Annotated in this window: 19 protein-coding genes and 1 pseudogene; 16 read left to right on the top strand and 4 right to left on the bottom strand. The window is 57.3% G+C overall.

Annotated features, from left to right (window positions below; translation table 11 throughout):
- The 4 genes from E3T29_RS13870 to E3T29_RS13855 all read left to right on the top strand — a co-directional run.
- A partial coding sequence (locus tag E3T29_RS13870; RefSeq protein ID WP_166792419.1) for an integrase core domain-containing protein occupies window positions 1–313 on the top strand: 313 nt, incomplete at its 5' end.
- 800 nt (window positions 314–1,113) lie between these two features.
- The gene (locus tag E3T29_RS13865) at window positions 1,114–2,463 is read left to right on the top strand and encodes a hypothetical protein (protein WP_134346179.1); all 1,350 of its coding nucleotides are present in this window, start codon (window positions 1,114–1,116) and stop codon (window positions 2,461–2,463) included.
- Between the two features lie 432 nt (window positions 2,464–2,895).
- Window positions 2,896–4,077 carry a UDP-galactopyranose mutase gene (gene glf, locus E3T29_RS13860; protein ID WP_134346177.1) on the top strand — a complete coding sequence of 394 codons (1,182 nt, stop codon included), beginning with the start codon at window positions 2,896–2,898 and terminating at the stop codon, window positions 4,075–4,077.
- A gap of 334 nt (window positions 4,078–4,411) precedes the next feature.
- The gene (locus tag E3T29_RS13855; RefSeq protein ID WP_166792418.1) at window positions 4,412–5,485 is read left to right on the top strand and encodes a polysaccharide biosynthesis C-terminal domain-containing protein; all 1,074 of its coding nucleotides are present in this window, start codon (window positions 4,412–4,414) and stop codon (window positions 5,483–5,485) included.
- Between the two features lie 95 nt (window positions 5,486–5,580).
- Here the strand turns inward: E3T29_RS13855 and E3T29_RS13850 are convergent.
- Window positions 5,581–6,979, bottom strand: a pseudogene (locus E3T29_RS13850) (IS3 family transposase).
- A gap of 350 nt (window positions 6,980–7,329) precedes the next feature.
- Here E3T29_RS13850 and E3T29_RS13840 point away from each other — a divergent pair.
- The 6 genes from E3T29_RS13840 to E3T29_RS13815 all read left to right on the top strand — a co-directional run bounded on the left by E3T29_RS13840 (window position 7,330) and on the right by E3T29_RS13815 (window position 14,886).
- A complete protein-coding gene (locus E3T29_RS13840) occupies window positions 7,330–8,559 on the top strand; it encodes an IS110 family transposase (protein ID WP_134346169.1) in 1,230 nt (409 codons plus the stop codon).
- A gap of 458 nt (window positions 8,560–9,017) precedes the next feature.
- On the top strand, window positions 9,018–9,932 hold the full coding sequence (locus E3T29_RS13835; protein ID WP_134346167.1) for a glycosyltransferase: 915 nt from the start codon (window positions 9,018–9,020) through the stop codon (window positions 9,930–9,932).
- A gap of 983 nt (window positions 9,933–10,915) precedes the next feature.
- On the top strand, window positions 10,916–11,719 hold the full coding sequence (locus E3T29_RS13830; protein ID WP_166792417.1) for a glycosyltransferase family 1 protein: 804 nt from the start codon (window positions 10,916–10,918) through the stop codon (window positions 11,717–11,719).
- On the top strand, window positions 11,622–12,620 hold the full coding sequence (locus E3T29_RS13825) for a glycosyltransferase family 2 protein (RefSeq protein WP_370449177.1): 999 nt from the start codon (window positions 11,622–11,624) through the stop codon (window positions 12,618–12,620). The genes E3T29_RS13830 and E3T29_RS13825 overlap by 98 nt, the downstream gene beginning before the upstream one ends.
- 295 nt (window positions 12,621–12,915) lie before the next feature.
- Window positions 12,916–13,899 (top strand): GDP-mannose 4,6-dehydratase, encoded by a 984-nt coding sequence (locus E3T29_RS13820; RefSeq protein ID WP_134346161.1) that lies wholly within the window; start codon window positions 12,916–12,918, stop codon window positions 13,897–13,899.
- 3 nt (window positions 13,900–13,902) lie between these two features.
- Window positions 13,903–14,886: a GDP-mannose 4,6-dehydratase gene (locus tag E3T29_RS13815; RefSeq protein ID WP_134346159.1), complete on the top strand. Its 984-nt coding sequence runs from the start codon at window positions 13,903–13,905 to the stop codon at window positions 14,884–14,886.
- Window positions 14,887–15,037: 151 nt separating this feature from the next.
- Here the strand turns inward: E3T29_RS13815 and E3T29_RS13810 are convergent, their stop codons facing one another.
- Window positions 15,038–16,147 carry a glycosyltransferase gene (locus E3T29_RS13810; RefSeq protein ID WP_241987826.1) on the bottom strand — a complete coding sequence of 370 codons (1,110 nt, stop codon included), beginning with the start codon at window positions 16,145–16,147 and terminating at the stop codon, window positions 15,038–15,040.
- A gap of 342 nt (window positions 16,148–16,489) precedes the next feature.
- A complete protein-coding gene (locus E3T29_RS13805) occupies window positions 16,490–17,959 on the bottom strand; it encodes a sugar transferase (protein WP_134346155.1) in 1,470 nt (489 codons plus the stop codon).
- A gap of 191 nt (window positions 17,960–18,150) precedes the next feature.
- Between E3T29_RS13805 and E3T29_RS13800 the strand changes: the two genes are divergently transcribed.
- Window positions 18,151–18,855 carry a hypothetical protein gene (locus E3T29_RS13800; RefSeq protein ID WP_134346153.1) on the top strand — a complete coding sequence of 235 codons (705 nt, stop codon included), beginning with the start codon at window positions 18,151–18,153 and terminating at the stop codon, window positions 18,853–18,855.
- Between the two features lie 84 nt (window positions 18,856–18,939).
- On the opposite strand, the gene E3T29_RS13795 is transcribed toward E3T29_RS13800, so the two are convergent.
- Entirely contained in the window at window positions 18,940–19,713 is a 774-nt protein-coding gene (locus tag E3T29_RS13795) for an IclR family transcriptional regulator (RefSeq protein ID WP_134346151.1), read from the bottom strand.
- A 197-nt stretch (window positions 19,714–19,910) separates the two neighbouring features.
- Between E3T29_RS13795 and E3T29_RS13790 the strand changes: the two genes are divergently transcribed.
- The 5 genes from E3T29_RS13790 (at window position 19,911) to E3T29_RS13770 (ending at window position 23,892) form a co-directional block, all read left to right on the top strand.
- Window positions 19,911–20,702 (top strand): transporter substrate-binding domain-containing protein, encoded by a 792-nt coding sequence (locus E3T29_RS13790; RefSeq protein WP_166792415.1) that lies wholly within the window; start codon window positions 19,911–19,913, stop codon window positions 20,700–20,702.
- A 77-nt stretch (window positions 20,703–20,779) separates the two neighbouring features.
- Complete coding sequence (locus E3T29_RS13785) at window positions 20,780–21,433, top strand: amino acid ABC transporter permease (protein WP_134346147.1); 654 nt, start codon at window positions 20,780–20,782, stop codon at window positions 21,431–21,433.
- Window positions 21,434–21,438: 5 nt separating this feature from the next.
- The gene (locus E3T29_RS13780) at window positions 21,439–22,077 is read left to right on the top strand and encodes an amino acid ABC transporter permease (protein WP_198417768.1); all 639 of its coding nucleotides are present in this window, start codon (window positions 21,439–21,441) and stop codon (window positions 22,075–22,077) included.
- Between the two features lie 37 nt (window positions 22,078–22,114).
- Window positions 22,115–22,840 carry an amino acid ABC transporter ATP-binding protein gene (locus E3T29_RS13775; protein ID WP_304997035.1) on the top strand — a complete coding sequence of 242 codons (726 nt, stop codon included), beginning with the start codon at window positions 22,115–22,117 and terminating at the stop codon, window positions 22,838–22,840.
- Window positions 22,840–23,892 carry a D-2-hydroxyacid dehydrogenase gene (locus E3T29_RS13770; RefSeq protein WP_134346143.1) on the top strand — a complete coding sequence of 351 codons (1,053 nt, stop codon included), beginning with the start codon at window positions 22,840–22,842 and terminating at the stop codon, window positions 23,890–23,892. Before E3T29_RS13775 ends, E3T29_RS13770 begins: the two co-directional genes overlap by 1 nt.
- Window positions 23,893–23,903 lie beyond the last annotated feature (11 nt).

The following is a 23,903-nucleotide window of genomic DNA, read 5'->3' as shown; positions in this document are numbered from 1 at the left end:
GGAGACCGTAGCGCTCGAGGGATTGGTCGCATCGATCGGCACGGTCGGTGACGCGTATGACAATGCGGCCGCCGAGACCGTGATGGGCCTCTACAAGAACGAGGCCGTCGCGAAGAACTCACCCTTCGTCACCGGTCCGCTGAAGACCCTCGCCGACGTCGAGAAACTCACCTTCGACTGGCTCGACTGGTACAACAATCGGCGTCTACACAGCGCCCTGGGGAACATGCCGCCGGCTGAATATGAGCTCCACTATTACGCTGGGACAAACGGCCCGATAAATATCGAAGCCGCCAACAAAACGGCGGCATGAAACCCGGGACGGTTTAGCACTCGTTTTCCGCCGGGCAATATGGCGCTGTTCGCGGTGGGACGTGCGGCTCCGAGACCGGCCGGGACCCGGCTGACGGAGAGATAGCTAACGACGATCCCGGCCAACGCCTTATCGGAATCAACCGTGAGGATCCTCGGCTTGGGCGGTGCCGCATTCCCGCTGTCCTGCAGCAACGTTTGCCCGCACCCGGGACACGTGTAACGGTGCACCTGCATGAGCAGGATCGTCGGCCGCTACCCCAATGGTTCATGCGCGAGGGACGGAAGGCTGTGTCGCGTGTCACGCCCCGGCAGCCGCAGTGGTGGCACCAATCGTCACGCTCGACGACGCGGCACTTGATTGAGCATCGCACGACCGCAGTCGAAGTGCTGGCCGACGGCTCGCAGGCCGACCCCATCCAGATGGCAAAGGTGGTCAGATCCGGGTTCAAAAAGTAGTCAGGACAGGTCGACGCATTCCTGTTGGGCAATGTAGGAACCTCTGTCATCCGAAGGCCTCGAGCTCTTTCAGCCCAACGACTCGCTCATTACCCTCACCTCCACTACGCTCTCAATTTCCGATAGCCATCAATGTTCCGCCACATTTTGTATCCATGGGGTGATTCAGATGCTCCGCCAAATTCTCTTCCCCGGCAGGCCCTCCGATGGACTTGCTCAAGAACATTGCTAGGCAGGCCCAAAATTCCGGGAGGGGCACCCGCTGCCTGTCGAGAAATGGGTATTTTCAGTCTGTATCGTCGCTGCTGATGCCGTCTTGTTCTCATTGCTATGATGACGAACGTGACAACTTTGGGGACGATTTTATTTATTGCGGCGGTTGTAATACTGATTTTTCGGCGTTCGGCCTACCCCTGGTTACTCGCAGTTGCTGCGGCCTTTCCGAATTCGGCCGCCATCGTTGTTAATGAGAATGCCCTTAGCCCCTTTTACTTTCTCGCCCTGCCGACACTTTTCTGGCTCCCGTCCATCGCTAAGCGGCTCTTAGGGCCGGGGAAAACGGCACTTACCGTTTTTGCAGTCTGGTCGATATTTATCACAGCATTCGGGCCCATTCTGTTTGCTGGAATTTTAGTACTGAGCCCGCGGAATGGCATTGACAGGGGAATTCTGGACCCAGCCAGGTTAGGACTAACGGTTTCAAATCTGGCTCAAGGTGCCTATTTGCTCATCGCCGTCGGCTTCGTCTATTTCGTCGTGAAAACTCGCTCATCTATCTTCTTGCCCGCTATGACATTCACCATAGGCACAATTCTCTCGTCGTCGAATTTTCTCATTGTCAACGCTGGAGGGCGCTGGCCAAGCGAATTATTCGACTCTGGAACATTGGCGTACACGAACGAGGACGTAGGGGGGATTTCGAGACTCCGTGGCGTATTTGCAGAACCATCCCTTCTGGCGGAGTTCTCTATCGCTGCGGCGGTGTATTTCTTCTTTCTATTTTTCTCAACCAAGGGATGGGTTCGATTCGTGTGCTTGGGAATGGCCGTGTTGGCTGGACTAAATTTGTCCGCTTCGATGACTGGCACCGGTACCGCCGCAGCATTGGTCGTGATTGCGGTGATAGCCATATATGGCGCTAAGAGATTCCTGTCCGGCGGCCAAGGAGTGCTCCTAGCGACAATGGTGCTTCTGATTGGGACCATGGCATCCTTGCTCTGGGCCGAGCGGGCGATAGACGCTATCAGTACGGTCGTCAACGAGAAGATCGGAAGCTATTCGCAGATAACACGGTCGAGTGCCGACCTGTTTTCATTGGGGGTGCTGAAGGACACCTACTTGCTCGGAGCTGGACTCGGGAGCAATCGACCTTCTTCGTTTGTCGCCATGTTGCTGTCGTGCGTTGGGATCGTAGGAATCCTCGCCTTTTTCTGGTTCCTGACTCGCCTCATCGGGCGAGCCGGGCGCACAACTAGAAGTCGCGCAATTTCATGGGCGCTTTTTGCCGTAATTGTAGCGAAGACCTTGGCAGCTCCGGACCTCTCATCACCGATTCTCTGGATCTTGATTGCTGGATGCGCGAATGAGTCCTGGGGCGTTTCCCGAGGCGCCCCTGACTTGCTCGACGTTTTAAGAAGAACGGAAGTAAGAAACCGTAAAGTTAGGCGAACGCTTAAGTCTCCGGTGTCCTAGTTGTGCGATTATTCCGTTGATTCAGACTACTGATAAGGGCAGCTCCGGCCCTTGCACGACCCCCTTCAATTGACACGTTACACACCACAACTACGAATCGTCTTCGTTGAGCATGCGGAAGATCAAGTCGAGACATCCATCAAACTCGGGCCCGCGGGTGCCAATGATTGTGGGTACGCACTCACCTCCGTGAACTCGGGTTGACGATCAATCTGAAAAAATGCCGACGAAAATATACGTGCTCCGGCGGCGCAGTTCCATAGCGAACTCAAACACCGCCGGTCCGACGGGATATAATAAGCAGTGCGTTGCTGGGCGTCCTAAACAACTCGTGCAGCCGGTGAACCGCGCGCTCGCAGTCCGGCGGGGTCGACATCCGTTAGTCTCACAGATACGCGCATTGGTGTTTTGTTCGAATTGAGGGATGTCGGCATGAATTTTGATCTGGTGGTTGTTGGTTCCGGTTTTTTTGGGTTAACAGTAGCGGAACGTGCGGCCTCCGACCTCGGGCTTAAGGTCGTCGTGATTGACCGACGCAGTCATATAGGGGGCAACGCGTATAGCTCCTTCGAACTGGAAACCGGAATTGAGGTACACAATTACGGCGCCCACCTATTTCACACTTCAAATAAAGTGGTTTGGGAATACGTCAACAGGTTCACCAGATTCACGAATTACGAGCATCGGGTCTTCACGAATTTCAGCGGTGAGGTGTTCCCGCTGCCGATCAATCTGGGTACCATTAATCAGTTCTTTCGAGCCGCGTATTCCCCGGCCGAGGCCCGATCTCTAATAGTCAGTCAAGCTGCAGAATTTGCCTCGGGTATGAGTCAAAACCTTGAGGAGAAGGGCATCTCCCTAATCGGTCGGCCTCTATATGAGGCCTTCATTCGCGATTATACAGCTAAGCAATGGCAGACTTCTCCAGTTGAACTTCCTGCGGAGATTATTAGCCGATTACCGGTCCGATATAACTACGATAATCGCTACTTTAATGACACGTACCAGGGCCTGCCAATTGACGGGTACACTTCTTGGATTGAACGGATGGTAGATCACCCCAACATTGAAGTCCGGCTAGACACCGATTTCTTCGACGATGTGCAAGAAATCAACCGACAGTCCGTGACAGGTCGCATACCGGTCGTATATACCGGTCCGCTCGACCAATACTTCAATTACGAGGGCGGTGAGTTGACTTGGCGCACGCTCGATTTCGAGCAGGAAGTTCTTCATATCTCGGACTTCCAGGGAACGCCTGTCATGAACTACGCGGATGCCGCCGTGCCTTATACACGCATTCACGAGTTCCGTCATTTTCACCCTGAGCGAGCACACTACCCGGCCGACAAGACCGTAATTATGCGGGAGTATTCCCGCGCAGCGACGCGGGCGGACGAACCCTATTATCCGATCAACACCGCAGAAGATCGCAGGAAGTTGAGCGAGTATCGGGTTCTTCAAGGGGGGGAGGCTGGCGTTTTTTTCGGAGGGCGGCTTGGGACGTACCAGTATCTAGACATGCACATGGCAATAGGCTCGGCTTTAAGCATGTATCAGAACAAGTTGAAGCCGTTCTATAAAAGCAATGCAAGCAGAACTTCTTCTAGATAAGGGCGCTGCTAAAATCGCACCTATAAACTTAGGAAAGGAGATGATTTCGGTTTCTGGTTTGAATCACTAAATATCTCGGTTCAATCAATGATAAACAACTACTTCGTTCTTGAGTCTTGAGTCTTGAGTCTCGAGTCTTGAGTCTTGAGTCTTGAGTTAGACGAAAGAAAGGGAACGAGTGCGCGCGTTAGCAGGTCGACTTAGCGGTTTCGGCTCAGCCGTTCTCCTTTCTGCCTTCGTACAGCTGCTAACCATGCCTATCATTATTTCGACTGTAGGCGGACCGACTTGGGCTAGCTTAGCGGTCGCTCAAGCTATAGGATCAGTATTTGCAGTGATTGTCGCATTTGGATGGGGAGTAACTGGCCCCGGAATGATTGCCAGTGCAGGTGAACAGTTTCGACATAGTATTTATGCCGATTCCATTAAGGTCCGGCTGGTGCTATTTGGGATTTTGGCTCCGGTTGCGGTGGTCGTTATCTCAAGCATTGCCATCCGTGAAGAGGCAGCCAGTTCGATTTATGGTCTATCTATGATGGTCGCCGCTCTTGGAGGTGCATGGTACTTCGTCGGTGAAAAGAAGCCGGGACCCCTAATACTTCTGGAGACGCTACCCAGGGTTTTTGGTGTGCTGATTGGAACTCTCATTCTTGCGTTGGGAGGGTCTCTCCTTTGGTTTGTACTTGCGCAGATAGTTGGTGCTGGGGTTGCTGCCTCGTGTTCGGCAGCCGTGATATTGCGTTCCAGCGGAAAAGCTTCTGCGGTGCGGGCAAAGCGCTTCTTCCCTTGGTATAGCCTGCGAGATCAAATATCCGGGGTAGTCACCGCGTCGACTGCCGCGCTCTATGTCAATGCGCCACTCATCTTTGTCACGTTGCTCGTTCCGGGGTCAGCTCCGATGTACGCGGTCGCGGACAAATTGATGAAATTGGCGCTGGCCGCCTATGGTCCCGTTACGCAGGTGGCGCAAGGCGCCGTGGGTAGCGAAGACCGTATGCTACTGCGACAGAGAACGATACGTGCGATAAGGATCTCAATTCCGCTCGCGCTTTCCCTAGGTATAGGGTTCGCGATGTTACTCCCGTTCGGTGTTGCATTGATGTCTGCTGGATCGGTTGTTACAGGTTTTGGACTATCGGCTCCCCTCGGTATCGCTTTTGCCTGTATCGCACTCTCGCAGGTCACCGGGTTAGCTTGCCTTGTCGCTTTGGGGAGGTCACGTGTAGTCGCAATGAGCACCGTTATGGGTGCGCTGGTTGGACTGCCGTTGCTGATCGTTGGCGGGACCTGGCTCAACGTGGATGGAATTGCATGGGCCGTGGCTACTTCGGAAGGCATAGTCGTCACACTTCAGCTCGTGGTTCTCTCCAGAATTCTCAGGCTTTCAAGGCGTATTGACGATCGATGAAGTAGGCGCAGAATTCGGACGACGTTCACGAGCACCTGAGACTCACCCTCACCGTCACCGCGTAATTTGTCAAGGCGAATGAGGCCAGTGGGAGTTTAGGCGGCTAGTTCGAGCCCGTCGTTCTCGGTGGGTTTGTCGGCTGGTTTGTTGATCCATGCCGTAGCGGGAATGGTCAGAATCTTTGGTGCGTGGCTGGTGCTGAATCGCTCGGGGAAGCGTGCCCTGGCCGCGTCCAGCGTCGCTGCTCGTTCGATGGCCTTCGCCTCGGCGAGGCCGTAGTGCACGTCGGCGGGCGTATTGAGGCCGATCCCGGAATGGCGATGCTCGTGGTTGTAGCCATCGACGAACGAGGCCATGAACAGCTTCGCGTCGGCGAGGGAGCCGAAGCGTTCGGGAAACGTCGGAGCGAATTTGAGGGTCTTGAACCACGCCTCGCTGTAGGGATTATCGTTACTCACCCGCGGCCTCGAATGCGACTTGGTGACCTCCAGATCCGACAACAACGCCGCGACCGTCTTGGACGTCATCGACGTGCCGCGGTCGGCGTGAACGACCTGCGGGACCCCATGAATACCGAAGATTTCCTTCATCATCTCCACCGCCAACTCGCCCGATTCCGACGCGTGAACATACGCGCCGACGATGTAGCGGGAGTAAATATCGATCATCACGTAAGCATCGAAGTACTTCCCCTTGACCGGGCCAGCGAGTTTCGTAATATCCCAGCTGAGTACCTGGCCTGGTCCGGTGGCGATCAATTCGGGGATCGCCCGTGCCAGATGGCGTGCCAGTCGGCGACGGTCCTCGACCTGCAGATTCTCGTTCAACACCCGATACATCGTTGAAATGGAGCACAAGTAGGTGCCCGCGTCCAGCAGCTGGGCGTAGATCTGAATCGGTGGCAGATCCACGAACGAGTCCGAATTGACGACGGCGAGAATCTGCCGACGGTCGGCATCATCGATCCTGTTCGCCGGGATCGGCGCCGGCCCGGCCACCGGGATGCGCGGTTTCCTGGTGGCGTCGCCCGAGGGATCCCGACCAGGTCAGCCGCGACGCGAGTCGAGATCCCTCGGCTGGCCAGTTCGCGGTAGGCGGTCATTACGGCAACGCGCACGGTGTTTCGTCCCGCGAGCTCTTCGAAAGACTTTCGAGTAGCTCGTGCATTTTTGACATGATCTCCAACGCCACCCCCGTCGTCTCCAGACGCTGCTCGGTCTTGCTCAACTGGCGACGCAACCGGGCGATTTCCGCTTGCTCCGGCGTTAACCGGCCAATCTTCTCCTTGGGCTTCTTCCCCGCAAGAACACCGGCGTCACGCAGCTTGCGCCACTCCGTGATCTGCGAGGAGTACAACCCTTCAGTGCGCAGATACGCGCCACCCTCATGGTCCTTGATCGCCGCGTCATACGCAGCCAAATGGGCAAGCTTGTGCGCTGGGGTGAACGACCTCCTCGAGGTCGGACCACCAGCTCGCGGTCCGGAACTACTCATATAACTATCGTCGCGCACGGCGATCAAAGACGGGCTGGACATGGAGATGATTCCTGATTCTCGCCCTACGTCAAACGGCGGACTTGCTCTGAGCTACTGGCCTCACCCAACCCTGACGATAATGATGAGAAGAGTCTTGAGGCTGCGTGACTCTAATCCTGACTGACGTCCTTCCGAGGATTGTCTTTTACGTGATCTGTCCGCGGTCTCAAGGCTGCTCAAGGTGCGCTGGCCAGGCGGACATGACTTTATAGGAGCCTGAAGCGAATTCCCATTACCGTCTTGTCTGCCCACCTGGCCAACGTGCCCATCTTTTACCCAGATGGACGCGAAGGAAAGGCAACTTCATCATGGCAACAGAGATACCGAATGTCATCGTCGGCGTCGACACGCACTCCGATACTCACTACGTCGCCATCATCGACGAGCACGGCAAACACCTTGCTGCTGAAGAATTCCTGGCCGTCGGATCTGGTTATCGGAAGATCCTCTCGTTCATCACCAACTTCGGTCTGGTCATCGGTGTGGGCGTCGAAGGGACCGGCAGTTATGGGGCTGAACTGAGTCGAGTGCTGAGGACAGCAGGGCTGCCCGTCCACGAGGTCAACCGACCCAACCGTCAAGCGCGGCGCCTACGCGGAAAATCGGATCCTTTGGACGCCTACCAAGCAGCGGAATCAGTCCTAGCGGAACGAGGCACGTCGACGCCGAAAACCAAAGACGGCCCCGTCGAATGCCTCCGCGTCCTCCGCGCCGCTCGCACCTCCGCGATGAAGGCCCGCACCATCGCCATCAACCAGATCAAGGGAATCCTCGTCTCCGCTCCCGAGCACGTGCGCAGCAGGTTTCGCGCCCTGACGAGTTCCCAACTCATCCCGGCGTTGGAGCGCTCCCGTCCAATGGGAAACCTCACCGACCCTGACACCGCAACGGCCCTCACTTTAAAGAAACTCGCCGCCCGCTACCAATTTCTCGAGCGGGAGATTCTTGACACCGATAAAGCGCTGGCAGAGATCCTCCGGAACTGCGCGCCGCTGTTGCGGGACGTCCCCGGCGTTGGCATCGAAGTAGCGAGCCAACTCCTCGTCATCGTCGGTGATAACCCCGAACGCATCGCCACTGGAACGCAGTTCGCGGCCCTTGTCGGCGTCGCCCCCATTCCAGCGTCATCCGGCAAGACGAGCCGGCACAGGCTCAGCCGCGGCGGCGACAGAGCAGCCAACGCGGCAATCCACCACGTCGTCGTGTCACGCCTCGCGACCGACTCACGGACGAGCGAATATGCGGCCCGACGAACGGCTCAAGGCAAGACCAAGAAAGAAATCATGCGCTGCCTGAAACGATACGTTTCCCGGGACCTCTACCGTCAGCTCACCAACCCGCAAGCGGCGCCCACAGTCACCGACCTACGCCCCGCGCGCCAAGAACTCCACATCACCCTTCGCGAGGCTGCAGGCCACTTCAACACCTGGCCTGGCACCCTGTCCCGAATCGAACGAGGACTCAGCCGAGACGACAACCTCGCCGGTCAACTCCGAGATTGGCTCCACGAGCAAAGAGAAGCCCAAAATATCAATTGACAGCTATAGGAGCATCACGTAAGGCCCTCGCACTCGCACTCGGACTCGCACTTCTACTCTCTCGGTGGCGCAGTTGTGGCTCAATATTCTTCGTGTCAGTACCGGTCTTGAGAGGGTTCCTCTTCCGATATGCTGACGAGTGCGATGCGACATTTTATTATGATTAGTCAGGAATCCGATCGTGGAAAACGACCCGTTGCAGGGGGTCAGCGAATCGGCTAGTGGCGCCCATCGTTCGTGGAACGGCGCGTACTCAGTTATCGAACAACGAAGCGCCGATCTGTTAGGTGCGTTCATTGCAGTGTCAATCTGTATTTGGCATCCACTGACCGCATTTGCGAAAAACACATCATTTCCTACGGAGATGGCGTCTAAACAGGACGACCGCGGCTCTCAAATTGTCTGAGTGAGAGCTACTGTCACTTTTCTTGAATTGTTGGAGAGTAGAAGGAGTAGAAATGACCGTTGCGGCCTTAGTCGTCTCACATAATCGAGTTGAACTCCTGCGCCGCTGCCTCAGTGCGATCTTGGTTCAATCGCCCGCCCCTGATGAGGTCATTCTGGTCGACAACGTTTCCACAGACGGTTCTGTGGATATGGTCCGGAATGAGTTCCCAATGGTGACGGTCATTGAAAGCCTTGCAAATCTCGGCGGGGCTGGAGGTTTTGCCTTAGGTATTGATATTGCCATCCAGCGCGGCCACAGTGCGGTCTGGATGATGGATGACGACGCTGAACCCACCGCTGATTCTCTCCGTCCCCTCGTTGATATAATGACCTTTGATCCAAGCCGGCCGCCGGGCTTTGTCGCTTCCACAGTTGTGGATGCGAATATGAAACTACTTGGGCATAATCCGCCCGAGATCGTAGACGGCTTCTTAGCGCTGCCAAATGATGCTAACGCATATCAGGCTCCTTACGCTTCATTTGTAGGAGTCCTCGTCAATCTTGACAGTGCCAAGCAAACATTTTTACCAATGACCGACTTTTTCATTTGGTATGACGATTTGGAGTACACATCTCGTCTTAGTGAGATTGCGGGGGGCGTTGTATGTCGAACAAGTTTGGTGATGCATCCCAATACTCCGCCTCGGCAGGATTCTGGGTCTCGCCTCATACCGCTTGTTCGCAATCGGCTCTGGACAATTCGAGATCCACTGCTTGCTTCAGTATGGGCAAAGAAGAGGGCGCTACGGCAGCTTTTGAAGCGAATTGTATTGGAAGGGTGCTATTCGAGAAATAAGTTTCAATATATCGGATACCTACGTCTCGCGCTTTGGCAGGGCTTGTTTTCACTCCCGTCCAAGCCGGTGATTGGTGAGATGGTAGCGGCATGGGAACACCGAATTTCAGCGCAAAGTCTCGAAATCTAAAGCGACCGAATTTTTGATCCCGACTTTGAGTCCGCTGGTTTCGAACGGCTTAGTTAGTCGAAATGGGATAGTAAATTTCGACTTGAAGTTGAAAGCGTAGCCGGGTGATTTATTTGGGATATGCGTTTCGTTGCGACCAGGCTAAGAAACCCTGGGCTAATTCGGTCACCGCGATCGAGTCCCTAGGTATCCACCCCGCGCCGCCGATTCGCGCTTACGGAGCGCGGTCACGGATAAGTTAGTTTAGGAGGCTAAAGCCAGCGAGCGTTTTGACTGAAAAAATTTGATATAGATGAAGTATTGCTGATCGGAATAACAGTAAGTAGCGATCAATGATCGCCGAGTTTCACTGGCTGTTTTCCTGAAAATCCCACCGCAATCCATTGGAAGAGAAGCAGCTAGACGAGGCTTCAGCAGCGGCGTGTGTACCTAGAGAATTTATTGTAGTTTATGCGTCTTCCGCGCCTCGTGCCGCCACCGTCGTCGATGACTGTCTATTGTTAGATGGACCGGGCAAGCGGACAAACTCCAACAGTCGCTTCAGTCGAGTTGATGCGGCTAAAACATTCTTCAAATTGAGGGTGTAAGCAACGTGGTAGGTATGGAAAACGTTCGTTCATGCCTCGTTTTTGTGAAAGCTGACTCCGTCAGTGTCAAGAGTGAACAGCGAGCCGTCAGTGTGCGGCGGTGAATAATCAGTCAGGGGCGGAAACAGGATGCTAGCAATCAACGGGAAGTGGCTCGGCCACTCACTTACAGGTACCGAGCGATATGCAACTGAAGTCACAAAGCGCATTGTCGCAGAGATGGGTTGCGAAGTCACAGTATTCGTGCCTAAGTCGGCGTCGGTCCCCTCATGGCTTGACTCGGCAAGAGTCATTAGGTCAAGATTTGACGGCATCGTATTTGAACAGTTCGCGCTCCCGCTCCTGTCTTTGAGATACCACTTGATAAATATAGGTGGCCCAGCTCCAGTGTTGAAGATGAGACAGACTGTTACGCTATTTGACGCGAGTGTATTTCGATTTCCAGAGACCTTTACGCGCTCGTTTGTGTTCTTTTATCAATTGATGTACAAACTAGTTGCGCATCGTGCAATAAATCTCGTGACTATATCCGATTTCAGCGCAAATGAAATTTCAGATGTAACGAAGATTGATGGCCGCCGTTTCACGGTGGCGCCATGTGGTAGCAACCATTTCTCTGGCCTTACTGCAGTAAAGCCAAATTTCGATGTTCCGGAATTTTTCGTTGTCTGCGTCGGAACACTGGCGGTACGCAAGAACTTGGTCCCTGTTGTGTCTGCACTCGTAATGGCCGACATCCCCACTGTTGTCGTGGGCGTTGCTGGCATTTCCAGTGTCTTTCGCAGCGGTCAAGTAGGCCTGGTTATGGACGAGTTGCTAACCGTTCCAGGGCGACTGCGGGACGAGGAAATTGCATGGCTATACGATCGCGCGTTAGCGCTTGTGTTTCCATCTGTTTATGAAGGATTCGGTCTTCCCATCATTGAAGCACAAATTCGTGGCTGCCCCGTTGTTTGTTCGAGTAGACCCGCTATGCGCGAAGTTGGTCGCCAAAGTGTCGAATACTTCAATCCAGAGTCACCTGGCGATGCAGTTGACTTGGTGCTTGAGCTCCAGGCGAACGCCGTGCATCGCGAGGAATTTATTCGGGCCGGAAAAGAGAATGCGGCTCGCTTCGACTGGGATCAAACTGCATCCGACATATTACGCGTTGCCCAAGCGAATCGACCGGTCAGCGGCGATCGACGCGCCCGACGCTGATGGAATCGACCAAATTGGTTCGCGAATGAATCCTCCAGAAACTATCGCAGTAACTCTAAATTGGCGCGATTTAGATCGCACGAGAAAGTGCCTGCGCAGCCTTCTCTCGGAACGGGGAGTTAGTCGGGTGATCGTATCCGACAACGAATCTGACGGTGCGTTGCGTGCTGCTTTGGTGCAGGAGACGCAGTTAGGGGAAATTGTAATCCTTGAAAATTCCAAGAACCTTGGATTTGCACGTGGGATCAATCCCGCCATCCGCGCGGCACTCGCGGGGGACGCCAAATACATCTTCATTATTAACAACGATGCTGTCGTTGAGAAAGGAGCCGTGGCTTCCCTAGTCGAGCTCATGGAACGAGACGAGAATCTAGGTTTGTGCGCTCCATTAATCATAAACACCGACAAATCGGTACAGTCTCGGGGCTCGAAGTTAGTGCCAATCTTGGCCGGTGTGCGTCCAATGCGGGAAGGTGGCCGGGACCCAGATTACGTGACGTGGGCGGCTGTCTTGGTCCGCACCGAAACATTCGTGGATATTGGTCTCCTCGACGAACGCTTCTTCATGTACTGGGAGGATGTTGAGTTTTGCCTTCGCGCATCTGGCGCGGGTTGGGGCCTTGCTGTGTGTGAAGACGCCGTTGTCGTTCACGAACTCTCGGCATCTGGTCGCTCAATTGGGTCAAAGGTGCGAACGTACTACGTCGCCAGTCTCGTACAATTTGTCTCAATGAGAAGTCGTGTCTGGCGGATTGGTCTCCTTGTCAGAATCGGTAAGCTTCTTTTTGCCCGCATTTTGCAGCTGGACCCCCGCGGAGTTCTTGCAGTGCTTTCTGGGATCAAAACTGGCAGGAGGTTGTCGCGATCGCCTGGGCAGGGACGGCCCTTCGCTCGACCATGATTCTAATTTACTAGTAGGGGAGTTCTTGGCGGGCCGGAGCAACGGCGAGTCATCATGTGTTCGGCGCTCAGACGCATGTGCCAGCACAAACGACTCTTCACCTTGTGGGATGCGTCCGTGCTATTTGACGGGCGGTGCGCATCTGCGGACACAGTCCTGCATGCTCTTAGCGCTCATGTACTAGTGTCGAATTTGGGGGATAGAAGTGAAACTACCCCTGCGTCATGGCCTGTAAGGGATGTGGCGGTAGTTGTGACTTTCTTCACTCTCCGTCGTGCAAAGAATGGAACTTGCTATGCCCCGTGCACTGATTACTGGAATCACCGGACAAGATGGTCTGTACCTGTCGGAACTTCTGCTCAGTAAAGGCTACGAGGTTTTCGGCCTGATTCGGGGGCAGAACAATCCCAAACTCGACCTAGTTCGCCAGACAGTGCCCGAGGTAAAGCTGATCAATGGTGATTTGACCGATGTCTCGAGCCTAACTCGTGTGCTCAATATTGCCCAGCCGGACGAGGTGTACAACCTTGGGGCTATATCTTTCGTGGCCTACTCTTGGGAAAACTCGTCAATGACATCGGATGTTACGGGAAAAGGAGTACTCAATATACTTGAAGCCACTCGCCTTTACGCCGGTAGTGACATTTCCAGGGTGCGTTTCTATCAAGCTTCTTCATCGGAGATGTTTGGAAAAGTCCAAGAAGTGCCGCAGCATGAGACCACGCTCCTATGGCCACGCTCTCCTTATGGGGTAGCAAAAGTTTTTGGGCATTACATGACCATAAATTATCGCGAGTCGTATGGCATGCACGCCAGCAGCGGTATCCTCTTCAACCACGAGTCTCCTCGCCGGGGGCCTGAATTCGTCACCCGCAAGGTCTCCCAGGCGGTGAGTCGCATCAAGCTTGGCCTGCAATCTGAATTGACGTTGGGTAATCTCGACGCAAAGCGCGATTGGGGTTTTGCAGGCGACTACGTCGACGCAATGTGGCGAATGTTACAACAACCGGTGGCCGATGACTATGTCATCTCAACTGGCGAGACCCATTCCATCCGTGACCTCTTAGACGTTGCATTTACAGCAGTTGGTATTGATGACTGGAGTCCTTACGTGCGGCAGGATCCTAGATTCATGCGGCCGGCGGAGGTCGATTTACTCATAGGTGATCCGAAAAAGGCCCGCGATGTCCTCGGATGGACCCCAACTGTTTCCTTCAAGACCCTAGTGCAGATGATGGTCGGGAATGATCTGGCCGAACAGTCTGCGCTGGTGCATTAGCGAATGACGAGGCCTCGGGCTCTAGTTACGGGAGTCACAGGTCAGGACGGGAGCTATCTTTCCGAGAGCCTTCAGGCCGTTGGCTGGGATGTCCATGCGCTAGTGAGAGCGGAGGACTTGAGAAATCCGCATCCGAGCCTGCTGTCGGTTAGCAGTCATTCGGGAGACCTAGCCGACTCCGTGTTCTTGGAACGACTCATAAATGAGACGGAACCGAATGTCATCTTCAATCTTGGCGGCATCAGCTCTGTGGCGTACTCCTGGGACCATCCAGTCGCGACTGGGCAGATTAGTGGGCTCGCAGTCGTAGCGCTTCTCGAAGCCGGTTGGAGATGTCAGGAACGCATCGGACGCGAGGTTCGCTTTGTGCAGGCTTCCAGTTCTGAAATTTTTGGAGACGCCAGAGAATCGCCCCAATCGGAACAAACACCAATTTCTCCAATTTCTCCATATGGCCTAGCGAAGACCTACGCACATCAAGCGGTAGCCATTTACCGAGCCAAAGGTATGCATGCGTCCTCGGGAATTCTGTATAACCACGAATCGCCGCGGCGCCCTTCAGCATTCGTGACCCGTAAGATCACCATGGCGGCGGCCGCGATTGCCAGTGGCTCAACCGACAAGTTATTGTTGGGAAGCCTTGATCTCAAGCGGGACTGGGGATGGGCACCGGATTACGTTGATGCTCTGGTGCGGATGAGCAATGCTGTCGTTCCTGATGACTATGTCATCGCTACCGGCGAGTCGCACTCTGTTCGCGAATTTGTGGCAGCAGCATTCAGCGCAGTCGGGATTGATGACTGGGAACGCGTTGTAGGAATTGATCAACGTTTTGTACGTCCGGCCGATCCGCAGGACATGCGCGGCAATTCGTCAAAAATTCGATCGGCACTTGGGTGGAGCCCAACCGTAAGTTTCGAACAAGTCGTTTCGCGGATGGTCCGACACGACGTGGAATTATTGAACGGTTGTCGTCGGGTTCGCTAAGCAATGTCATTGATTTAAGGCCAAACATCCAGGATGCGTATTTGAACAAAAGTTTCAAACAATCTCTGCCTAGAAATTCCAGCGGAGGCGCTATCGTTTCAAGGTTCTGCGTTTTTGTCGCTTTACGAATCGAGCGAATCAGGACGACAACTTAGCTCGCAAAGCTCTGGGCGGCCGTCGTGCGGGCAGACTGCGATTCCGACGACGCACCCGTTTCGTCTCGCACCCAATTTGTGAGAGCTTCGGTGAATACTGGTGTGTCGAATTCAAAGGCCCTTCGCTTGCAGTCTGCGACTTGCACATCTTGACTGAGCAGAAAAGCTTCTCGGACGCCTGAACTGTTCTTAAAATCATTGACGAGAGCTCCGGTGCGTCCATGCAGTACAGTCTCAGCAGCTCCGCCCGTGTCGAGTGCGATTACCGGCGTGCCTGTCGCCATTGCCTCGACGGGCACGATGCCGAAATCTTCGACCGGTGGAAAGATGAAAACTAGGGCTCGTCGGAACAGTTCGCGCAAGAGCGCCAGGGATGGCTGGATTACGAAAGTCACATCGCCACCTTGGTCGAGGGCGTACCTTCGCAAGAGCTGCTCTTGTGGACCGGAGCCGGCAATCACGACGGGCTGGTTGAGCGCTATGCCGGCGTCGATTACGTTCTCAAGTCGCTTGTAGGGAATGAAGCGAGAAGCACCGAGGACGAATTCCTTTGGTACGCCTTTGTCTAAATATTCGTTTTCCGCGTCTGTCAGTCCGTCAGCGGAATCATCGGCGAAAAGTTTCACATCAACGGGCGGATAGATTACCCGGGAGTCTTGGTGCCACGACGTCGCAATACGTGCACGAACGAAGTTGCTGATAGCGGCAATGGACTGGGCCTCTGCAGCGCGTTTACGATCCAAGTTTCGAAATATCGGAGAAACAGCCTTCACCAAGGGATTCGCTCCGCGCGCGTCAAGTTCTGGGTTCCAGATGTATCTCGCAGGAGTGTACGCGTACACAAGTTTCGGCGCTTCTCTTGCGCCACCGCTAAAGCGAGCATGGTGAGCAAAGAGGTGCGACGAGCAGAGAATCCAATCAGCCTCAGCAGGTCCCATGTTTCGCCATGTTATTGGCATGAGAGGAAGAGCTAGGTCTTTCCTATGTCGGAGCGCGGTTCGCGCCAGCCAGGTTTCTTGCACTCGGTGCGGCTCGAAGCGCAAGGGTGCATCGTCCCACAGGGCGTGAATCGGTGCGTCGGGGAATGCCTTGGCGATTTCTTCCATTACCTTTTCTGCACCACCGTGGGTTTCCAGCCACTCGTGGACTATTACGCCAGCCACGATAACCGGCCCGTTTCTCTGAAGCGTGAATAACGTGTCATTACGATTTCCCCCGTTGTGCTTTGGATTGCGGCCGAGCCTCTGTCTCGCAAGCCCAATCCGAGAACGCGATATGTGCAAATAAATCGTTGAGTAAGCAGATCCACTATCCGTGCTTACTCAGTGATGCTGGGGCAATTGAACCCTCGACCTTGAGCCCTTTGATTCTACCGCCCATTGTGGGCATTGTTACGAGCAAAGGGGCCTCCCTTAGGGGTGGCCTTCGCGTCCTATCGTCAGTACGAGCTAGAACGCGCCGTCTCGGACGATCACAGCCTTGGTGGTGCGCCAGAGGATGACGAGGTCACCCACGAGCGACCAGTTCTCCACGTAGTAGAGGTCGAGGCGCACGGTTTCGTCCCAGGTGAGGTTGGAGCGTCCGCTGACCTGCCAGAGTCCGGTCACGCCGGGCTTCACGAGAAAGCGGCGATGCACGTGCAGCTCGTACTCGCTGACTTCCGTTTCGAGGGGCGGGCGTGGGCCGACGAGTGACATAGTTCCAGCAAGCACATTGAAAAGCTGGGGCAGCTCGTCGAGGCTGTAGCGGCGTAGAAACCGGCCGGCGCGGGTGACGCGGGGGTCGTTCTGCATCTTGAACATCACCGTGTTGCCGACCACACGTGGAGTGTCTTGCAGTGCGGCCAGGCGAGCCTCGGCATCCGCTACCATCGACCGAAACTTGAGCATCTTGAAGAGGTGACCGTTGTGACCCACGCGGTGCTGGGTGAACAGAACCGGGCCGGGGCCGCTCAAACGCACGGCGAGAGCGATGGCCGCGAGGGTGGGGGAGAGCGCGACGATGAGCAGCGTAGAGACGACGATGTCGAAGGCGCGCTTGGTGAAGAGGGTGTGGCCTTCGTAGCGGGGGGTCTCCACGTGAATGAGGGGCAGGCCGGCGACGGGCCGGGTGTGAATGCGGGGGCCGCCCACGTCGATGAGGCGCGGCACCATGATGAGGTGGTGGCGGCCGGGCTCGAGGCTCCAGCTGAGTTCGCGCATGCGGGTGGGGGAGATGTCGTCGCTGCTGGTGATGATGACGGTGTCCGCGTCGAAGGAGTCGAGGGCGGTGTGCGCGTCATCGATGTTGCCGATGATGGGGATGCTGGTTCCGGGCAGGTAGTTGCTGGCCTCGCCCGAGGTAACGCAGGCACCGACCACGAGGTAGCCGGCGCCGAGGCGGGTTCTCAGCTCAGCGGCGACGCGGGCGGAGGATTCCTGGGCGCCGATGAGGATGACACGGGAGCTGAACTGGCCACGTGCGCGCTGGGCCACGAGCCACTGGCGCCACATCCATCTTGAGAACATGAGTACGACGATGCCGAGCGGAAAGGCCAGCAGAATGTAGCCGCGGGCTACGTCAATCTTGAAGAGGTACGCGACGATGGCGAGCAGGCCGAACAGTCGTATCGAAGCGCCGGCAATGAGCTTGTACTCGTCAAAGCCGGTGCCGAGCACGCGATCGTTGCGCGTGCCGTAAAGGCCGAGCACGGCCATCCAGGTAGCGATGAGAATGACCGACACCACGGTGTATGACACGGCGAGGTCGCTGGAGCGCACGGCCAGATTGGCCCGGTCAAAACCGAACCAGGCGATCTGCACGCCGAAGACCACCCAGATCAGTACGAGAAAGTCGGTGAAGGTGAGGCGGGCCGAGTAGATGTCGTGCCAGTCGCGGGATGGTTTGGTGAGGCTGCGCGTGCGCGTCGTGTTCGTCACGTGCGGTCACCTCCCCCGAGTGTGCGGAGATATTGCCGCTGTACTAGTTTACATAAGTGGGTTTTCCCCATTGAGGGGTACTGGTTGGTTTTTTGGGCTCAATTATTCTGTGCCGTGATGGGCGGCATAGAGACCCGGGCTCAAGGCTGGAATCCCTTCCGACGTTGACCCAAACGATTTATACTCCTGGCATGAAACGACTGCGTCTTTGGCAGTGGATCGCAATTGCCGCTACGACACTCATCCTCTTTGCTGGTGCCTTTGCTCTCGGTTTTCAACTTCAGGCATCCAGCCGTGGGGGAGTCTCCTCGGCCTCCAAGTCGACTGCCCGGCCGGAAAACGTAAAAGCGGCAACGCCCGCTCCGATCAATACCGTGACCCCTCCGGTAGCTCGGCAATCGCCGAGACCGATCGCTACTCAGGCCCCAGCGCCGTTAGCTCCGGTCGAGCCGCCGGCAGCGGCCCCACAGCCGACTGCGGCTAGCCCGGTATGCCCCAGCGGCAGCCTTGACACCGTTGTGGTGGTCGGTGATTTTTCTCCTTGGTTTGATATCAATGAAAATGTGGAGTCGTATTCCGCGATCGTGTCGGGTTTCGTGCGCAACAACACGACCGACATTGTGCAGATTGCCTGGCCGGTTGGCGTGTGGGGATCTGATGCTTCGGGACAGCTGCTCGTGCCGGTACCAACTGACTGGACGAGTGGAAACCCAAGCGCTTTGGGGGTGCAAGCCACCGCAGGGTTTTCCGGGCGTGTCGACGACATAGACCCGGCGACGGCCGAAACTATCACGAGGTGGCAATCAAACTCTGCAACACATCTGCTCGTTACTTGGCTCGATGCTGCGCCCATTGGGTGCTCACAGCGCGTGGTGGCCCAGGACAAAACTCAGTAGTCACGAATTCAATATCCGGGCTTGCCCGACGAAATGAGCGGATGCCCGGCCCGAGCCAGCCGAATCTCAGAGCGGACGGCGTACTCAGCGCAGGGCCATCACCGTAGAAAGTGACCTAGCGGCCTCCTCGAGCTGCGGGACGTGCTGCACCAGCTGGTCGATGCTGGCGCGAAAGGCCGGCGCGGCGGTGGCCACGGCGGCCACGACCTTCTGGTTTACGAAGATGGGCACGCTGATGGCGCGAATGCCCGCTTCGTGCTCCTCGTCGGCCACGGCGTAGCCGCGGGTGCGCACCGCGTCGATCTCGGTGCGAAAGGCGTCACGGTCGGTGATGGTGTTCGCGGTGAACTGGTCGAGGGCGAGCGTGTCGATCAGGTGCTCGCGCACGTCGTCGTGCGAGAAGGCAATGAGTACTTTGCCGACGGCGGCGCAGTGCAGCGGACCGTGCGTGCCCGGCTCACCGACGACGCGCACCTGTTGCGGCCCTTGAACGGTGTGCACGTAGAGCTGGCGGTCGCCGTCGAGCACGGCCAGAAGGGTCGCCTCGTGGGTCGCTGCTGAGATGCCCTCCAGAATCGGCCGGGTCATTCCCGCGAAACCGTAGGCCACGGCCACCGTCTGGGCCAGCTGAAAGATGCGCAGGCCCACGGTGTACTGCCGGGTCGTCGGATTGAACTTGGCATACCCCTCGCGCACCAGGGTTCCGAGCAGCCGGTGGGCGGTACTCAGCGGAAACCCCGACTCCCGAGCCAGGGCGGAGGCGACCGCTCCGTGGGGATGATCGCCGAGCAGCGTCAGCAGCGACAAAGCTTTGCCCACCATGTCGCGATTGGGCGCCGATGCGGGGGTGTCTGGCATGGTCGTGCGCCTTTCGATGGCAGGTGGTGCGCCCGAGCCTAGCGGCGTTTTGCTGATTGCTGGGAACGGCCGGACGGATGCTATATTCTCACATAGTAAGAAGTACTCCCGCCATTTGGGAGTATTCCGGGTAGATACCAATGAAGTTAACTCTGGAGCTGTTGCACATGCGTCGGTTGAATTGCAAACTCGTCCTCATGCCCGCGTTGGCGGTCGCGCTCCTGCTCTCGGGGTGCACGTCGCCCGAGAATAGTGCGGGCGGGACCGCCGCCGGCGCCAGCCAACTCGACAAGGTGATCAAGAGCGGCACCGTACGAGTGGCCGTGCTGCCGGACTACCCGCCGTGGAGCGTGCAGACTCCCGACGGCGACTTCGAGGGCTACGACATCGACATCGCCGAGAAGCTCGCCGAAGCCCTCGGCGTCGAGCTCGAACTGGTCAGCACCGACGGCACGAGCCGCCTGCCCCTGCTCAAGTCTGACCGGGTCGACGTGAATATCTCCGAGTGGACGGCCACCGACGAACGAGCCAAAGAAGCGGGCTTCACCATTCCCTACGTCGCCCACGGCGCCGGCGTCATGTTCAACACCGCCAACCCCATCGCGAGCTATGACGACCTGGCGGGCAAAACCGTCTCGGTTGCCCGCGGCAGCACGAACGACTCGATCATGACCAAGAATTTTCCCGACACCAAGGTCGAGCGGTTTGAGACCATCGCCGACGCCATGGCGGCACTGCAGGCCGGAAAGGTCGACGCCCTCGTCGAAGGAAGTTCCACCGTGGCGCAGATGGCCGCCGACGACGCAAACTACGCGGTCGTTGACGAGCCCGTGCTCTTTCCGTCACTCGTCTCCATGGGCGCTTTGAAGGAAGACCAGGTCTGGATCAACTACCTGAACAACTTCATTCGCAACCTCAACGCCTCGGGCACCAACCAGGAGCTGTTCCAGAAGTGGGGCAACGCTGACCTGCCCGACATCGTCGGCTAACTCCCTCGGCTCGTCGGCCGCACGAATCGGCCGACGAGCGTTCACCCCAGTGACGTGGTGCTCAAGAAAGGCCATGCATGACCCTCTACTTCGGCGATATTCTTCCGTATCTGCCCGTGATGCTCAAAGCCCTCTGGGTGAGCATCTACGTCACCCTGATCAGCTTCGCCGCTGGCGGTGTGCTGGGCATCTTCATCTACCTCGCGAAGGCCAGTCGGTACAAGGCCTTGCAGCTGATCAGCAACGGCTACATCGAGGTGATCCGCAACACCCCGCTGCTGGTGCAGCTCTACCTCATCTACTTTGGCCTGGGCTCTATCGGCATCAACTTCAACCCGTTGTGGTCGGTGCTGATCGGCATGACCCTGAACAACTCCGCCTACACCGCCGAGATCTTTCGGGCCGGCATCAGCGCCGTTCCGAAGGGCCTGCGCGAAGCCGGTACTGCCCTCGGCATGCCGTTCCACCAAACGTTTCGCTACGTCATTCTCAAGCCGGGCATTCGCAACGTGTTGCCGGCCCTGACCAACCAGTTCATCGTGCTGTTTCTGTTCTCGTCGATCGGCTCGGTCATCGCCCTTGATGAACTCACCTCGACGCTGCAGAACCTCAACTCGCAAACACTGCGCACCCTCGAGATCTTCACCGTCGGTGCCCTGCTCTACTTCCTGACGTCGGCGGCCATCGCGTTCGGGTCCCGAATCACCGAGAGGGTGGCGTTCCGATGGTAGGGCTGATGGACTTCGCTCAATATCTACCGCCCCTGCTGCGCGGCGCCGGGCTCACCCTCGTCATCTGCGTCGCCGCCGGAGTGCTCGGCAGCCTGATCGGCATTGTGCTCGGCACCGCCAAGGCATCGCCGAGCTGGATCGCCCGCATAATCGCGAGTATCTACATCAACTTCATTCGCGGCGTGCCCATTCTGATCATTCTGCTGTTCACCTACTTTGCGCTGCCGCTCATGCTGCCCGCCCTTACCTTCTCGCGCGGATTCACCGCGGTGGTCGGCCTCTCGGTCTATGCCGGGGCCTACATGGCCGAGATCGTGCGCGGCGGAATCCAGGCGGTACCCAAGGGACAGTCCGAAGCCGCGGAAGCGCTCGGCATGCACTACTTCACCCGGCTGCGCTACGTGATCTTTCCGCAGGCCATGAAAATTGCGGTGCCGCCGGGTATCGGTTTTCTTATTGCGTTGGTGAAGGCATCCTCTTTGGTATCGGTGATCGGCTTCGTCGATCTCACCCGGGCCGGGCGCATCGTCACCACGCTCAACCAGGAACCGCTGCTGACCTTTCTCATCGTTGGCGCGCTGTATTTCGTGATCTCGTATCCTATTTCGCTGCTCGGCACCTGGTACGAACGCAGGCTCGCATGACCTTTCTTACCCGTCTTACCGTCGAACGGAGCAACGCATGATCATCACGGTCGAAGGCCTGCACAAAAGCTTTGGCAAACTCGAGGTACTCAAGGGCATCGATTGCGCGGTCGCCGAGGGCGAGGTGCTGTGCGTCATCGGCCCCTCGGGGTCGGGCAAGAGCACCTTTCTGCGCTGCCTCAACTTTCTCGAGTCGTTCACCGACGGCCAGGTGACCATCGGCGGTCACGACCTCACCGGCCCCAAGACCAACCTCAACGCCGTTCGCCGCGACGTGGGCATGGTCTTTCAATCCTTCAACGTGTTTCCGCACATGAAGGTCATCGACAACATCATGCTGGCCCCCATGAAGGTCGGCAAGGTCAGCCGCGCCACCGCGCATGCCCGCGGAATGGCCCTGCTCGAAAAAGTTGGTCTCACCAGCAAAGCGGATGTCTACCCCAGCACCCTTTCCGGTGGCCAGATGCAGCGGGTCGCCATCGCCCGTGCGCTCGCCATGGAACCCACCGTCATGCTGTTTGACGAACCGACCTCGGCCCTCGACCCGGAGACCGTGGGAGATGTGCTCGACGTCATGAAGAAACTCGCCGAGGAGGGCATGACCATGGTCGTGGTGACCCACGAGATGGGCTTTGCCCGTGAGGTCGCCGACCGCGTGCTGTTCATGGACGCCGGAGTGATCGTGGAGGAGGGCACCCCGGCCCAGATCTTCGAATCGCCCCAGCACGTACGCACCCAGACCTTCCTCAGTAAGTTGCTCTGATGAGCGCTTCGCGGCTGCGCGTGGTGATGGCCACGCCCCTCGACCAGCAGCTGTGCGACCACATTGTCGCGCTCGAACCTCGCATCGACTTGGTGTGGGAGCCGAGCCTGCTGCCCACCCGGCGGTTCGCCACCGACTATCGCGGTGATCCGGCCTTCGCACGCACGCCGGCCGAGCAGCAGCAGTACGAGGCCCTGATCGATTCGGCCGACGTGCTCTACGGCATTCCCGACCTCAACCCGGCAGCATTGCAGCGCACGGTTCTGGCCAACCCGCGCTTGCGCTGGGTGCAGACCATGGCGGCTGGCGGGGGAGGGCAGGTGAAGGAGGCCGGGCTCAGCCTTGCCGACCTCAACCGCGTGATGTTCACCACCTCGGCCGGAGTGCACGGCCGCCCGCTTGCCGAATTCGCCCTGTTCGGGCTGCTCGCCGGCGCCAAGATGTTGCCCGAGCTTCTGGCCCAGCAGAGGGATCACCTCTGGCCGGAACGCCTGCAGATGCGACACCTCGCCGACCAGACCATTCTCGTGCTGGGCACCGGCGGTATCGGCCGTGAGGTCATTTGCCTGCTCGGCGCGTTCGGTTGCCACGTGATCGCCACCAGTCGGCATGCGACGACGGTCGCCGGGGCCGACGAGGTCGTGCACCCCGACAATCTGGCTGCGGCGTTGGGCCGCGTTGACGGTATCGTCGTGACCCTGCCGGGAACGGATGCCACGGCCGGGCTGATCGGTGAAGGAGTCTTCTCGGCGCTCAAACCCGGTGGGACCCTGGTCAACGTGGGGCGGGGAACCGTCGTCGACGAGCCCGCGCTCATCACCGCGCTGCAGAACGGGCAGCTCGGGTATGCCGCCCTCGACGTGGTCGCCCACGAGCCTCTGGCCGCGCAGAGCGCGCTGTGGGATCTGCCGAACGTGTTGATCAGCCCGCACTCCGCAGCGCTCGCCGCCAACGAGCCTCGGCTCATCGCCGAGCTGTTCGCCGCCAACGCGGCCAACCTGCTCGACGGGCATCCGCTTTTCAACCGGGTCGACACCGTTGAGTTCTACTAGCCCCGCGCCCG

The organism is Cryobacterium sp. TMT1-66-1 (assembly GCF_004403435.1).
GTDB lineage: Bacteria > Actinomycetota > Actinomycetes > Actinomycetales > Microbacteriaceae > Cryobacterium > Cryobacterium flavum.
The sequence above is the reverse complement of the archived record's forward strand: the minus strand, read 5'-3'. Positions and strand labels throughout refer to the sequence as shown.

Excerpts from the sequence above, each read along its gene's own strand:
- glf (WP_134346177.1), top strand. The coding sequence starts at position 2,896 with ATGAATTTTGATCTGGTGGTTGTTGGTTCCGGTTTTTTTGGGTTAACA.
- E3T29_RS13840 (WP_134346169.1), top strand. The coding sequence starts at position 7,330 with ATGGCAACAGAGATACCGAATGTCATCGTCGGCGTCGACACGCACTCC.
- E3T29_RS13835 (WP_134346167.1), top strand. The coding sequence starts at position 9,018 with ATGACCGTTGCGGCCTTAGTCGTCTCACATAATCGAGTTGAACTCCTG.
- E3T29_RS13830 (WP_166792417.1), top strand. The coding sequence starts at position 10,916 with ATGAGACAGACTGTTACGCTATTTGACGCGAGTGTATTTCGATTTCCA.
- E3T29_RS13825 (WP_370449177.1), top strand. The coding sequence starts at position 11,622 with ATGCGGCTCGCTTCGACTGGGATCAAACTGCATCCGACATATTACGCG.
- E3T29_RS13820 (WP_134346161.1), top strand. The coding sequence starts at position 12,916 with ATGCCCCGTGCACTGATTACTGGAATCACCGGACAAGATGGTCTGTAC.
- E3T29_RS13815 (WP_134346159.1), top strand. The coding sequence starts at position 13,903 with ATGACGAGGCCTCGGGCTCTAGTTACGGGAGTCACAGGTCAGGACGGG.
- E3T29_RS13810 (WP_241987826.1), bottom strand. The coding sequence starts at position 16,147 with ATGGAAGAAATCGCCAAGGCATTCCCCGACGCACCGATTCACGCCCTG.
- E3T29_RS13800 (WP_134346153.1), top strand. The coding sequence starts at position 18,151 with ATGAAACGACTGCGTCTTTGGCAGTGGATCGCAATTGCCGCTACGACA.
- E3T29_RS13795 (WP_134346151.1), bottom strand. The coding sequence starts at position 19,713 with ATGCCAGACACCCCCGCATCGGCGCCCAATCGCGACATGGTGGGCAAA.
- E3T29_RS13790 (WP_166792415.1), top strand. The coding sequence starts at position 19,911 with ATGCCCGCGTTGGCGGTCGCGCTCCTGCTCTCGGGGTGCACGTCGCCC.
- E3T29_RS13785 (WP_134346147.1), top strand. The coding sequence starts at position 20,780 with ATGACCCTCTACTTCGGCGATATTCTTCCGTATCTGCCCGTGATGCTC.
- E3T29_RS13780 (WP_198417768.1), top strand. The coding sequence starts at position 21,439 with ATGGACTTCGCTCAATATCTACCGCCCCTGCTGCGCGGCGCCGGGCTC.
- E3T29_RS13775 (WP_304997035.1), top strand. The coding sequence starts at position 22,115 with ATGATCATCACGGTCGAAGGCCTGCACAAAAGCTTTGGCAAACTCGAG.
- E3T29_RS13770 (WP_134346143.1), top strand. The coding sequence starts at position 22,840 with ATGAGCGCTTCGCGGCTGCGCGTGGTGATGGCCACGCCCCTCGACCAG.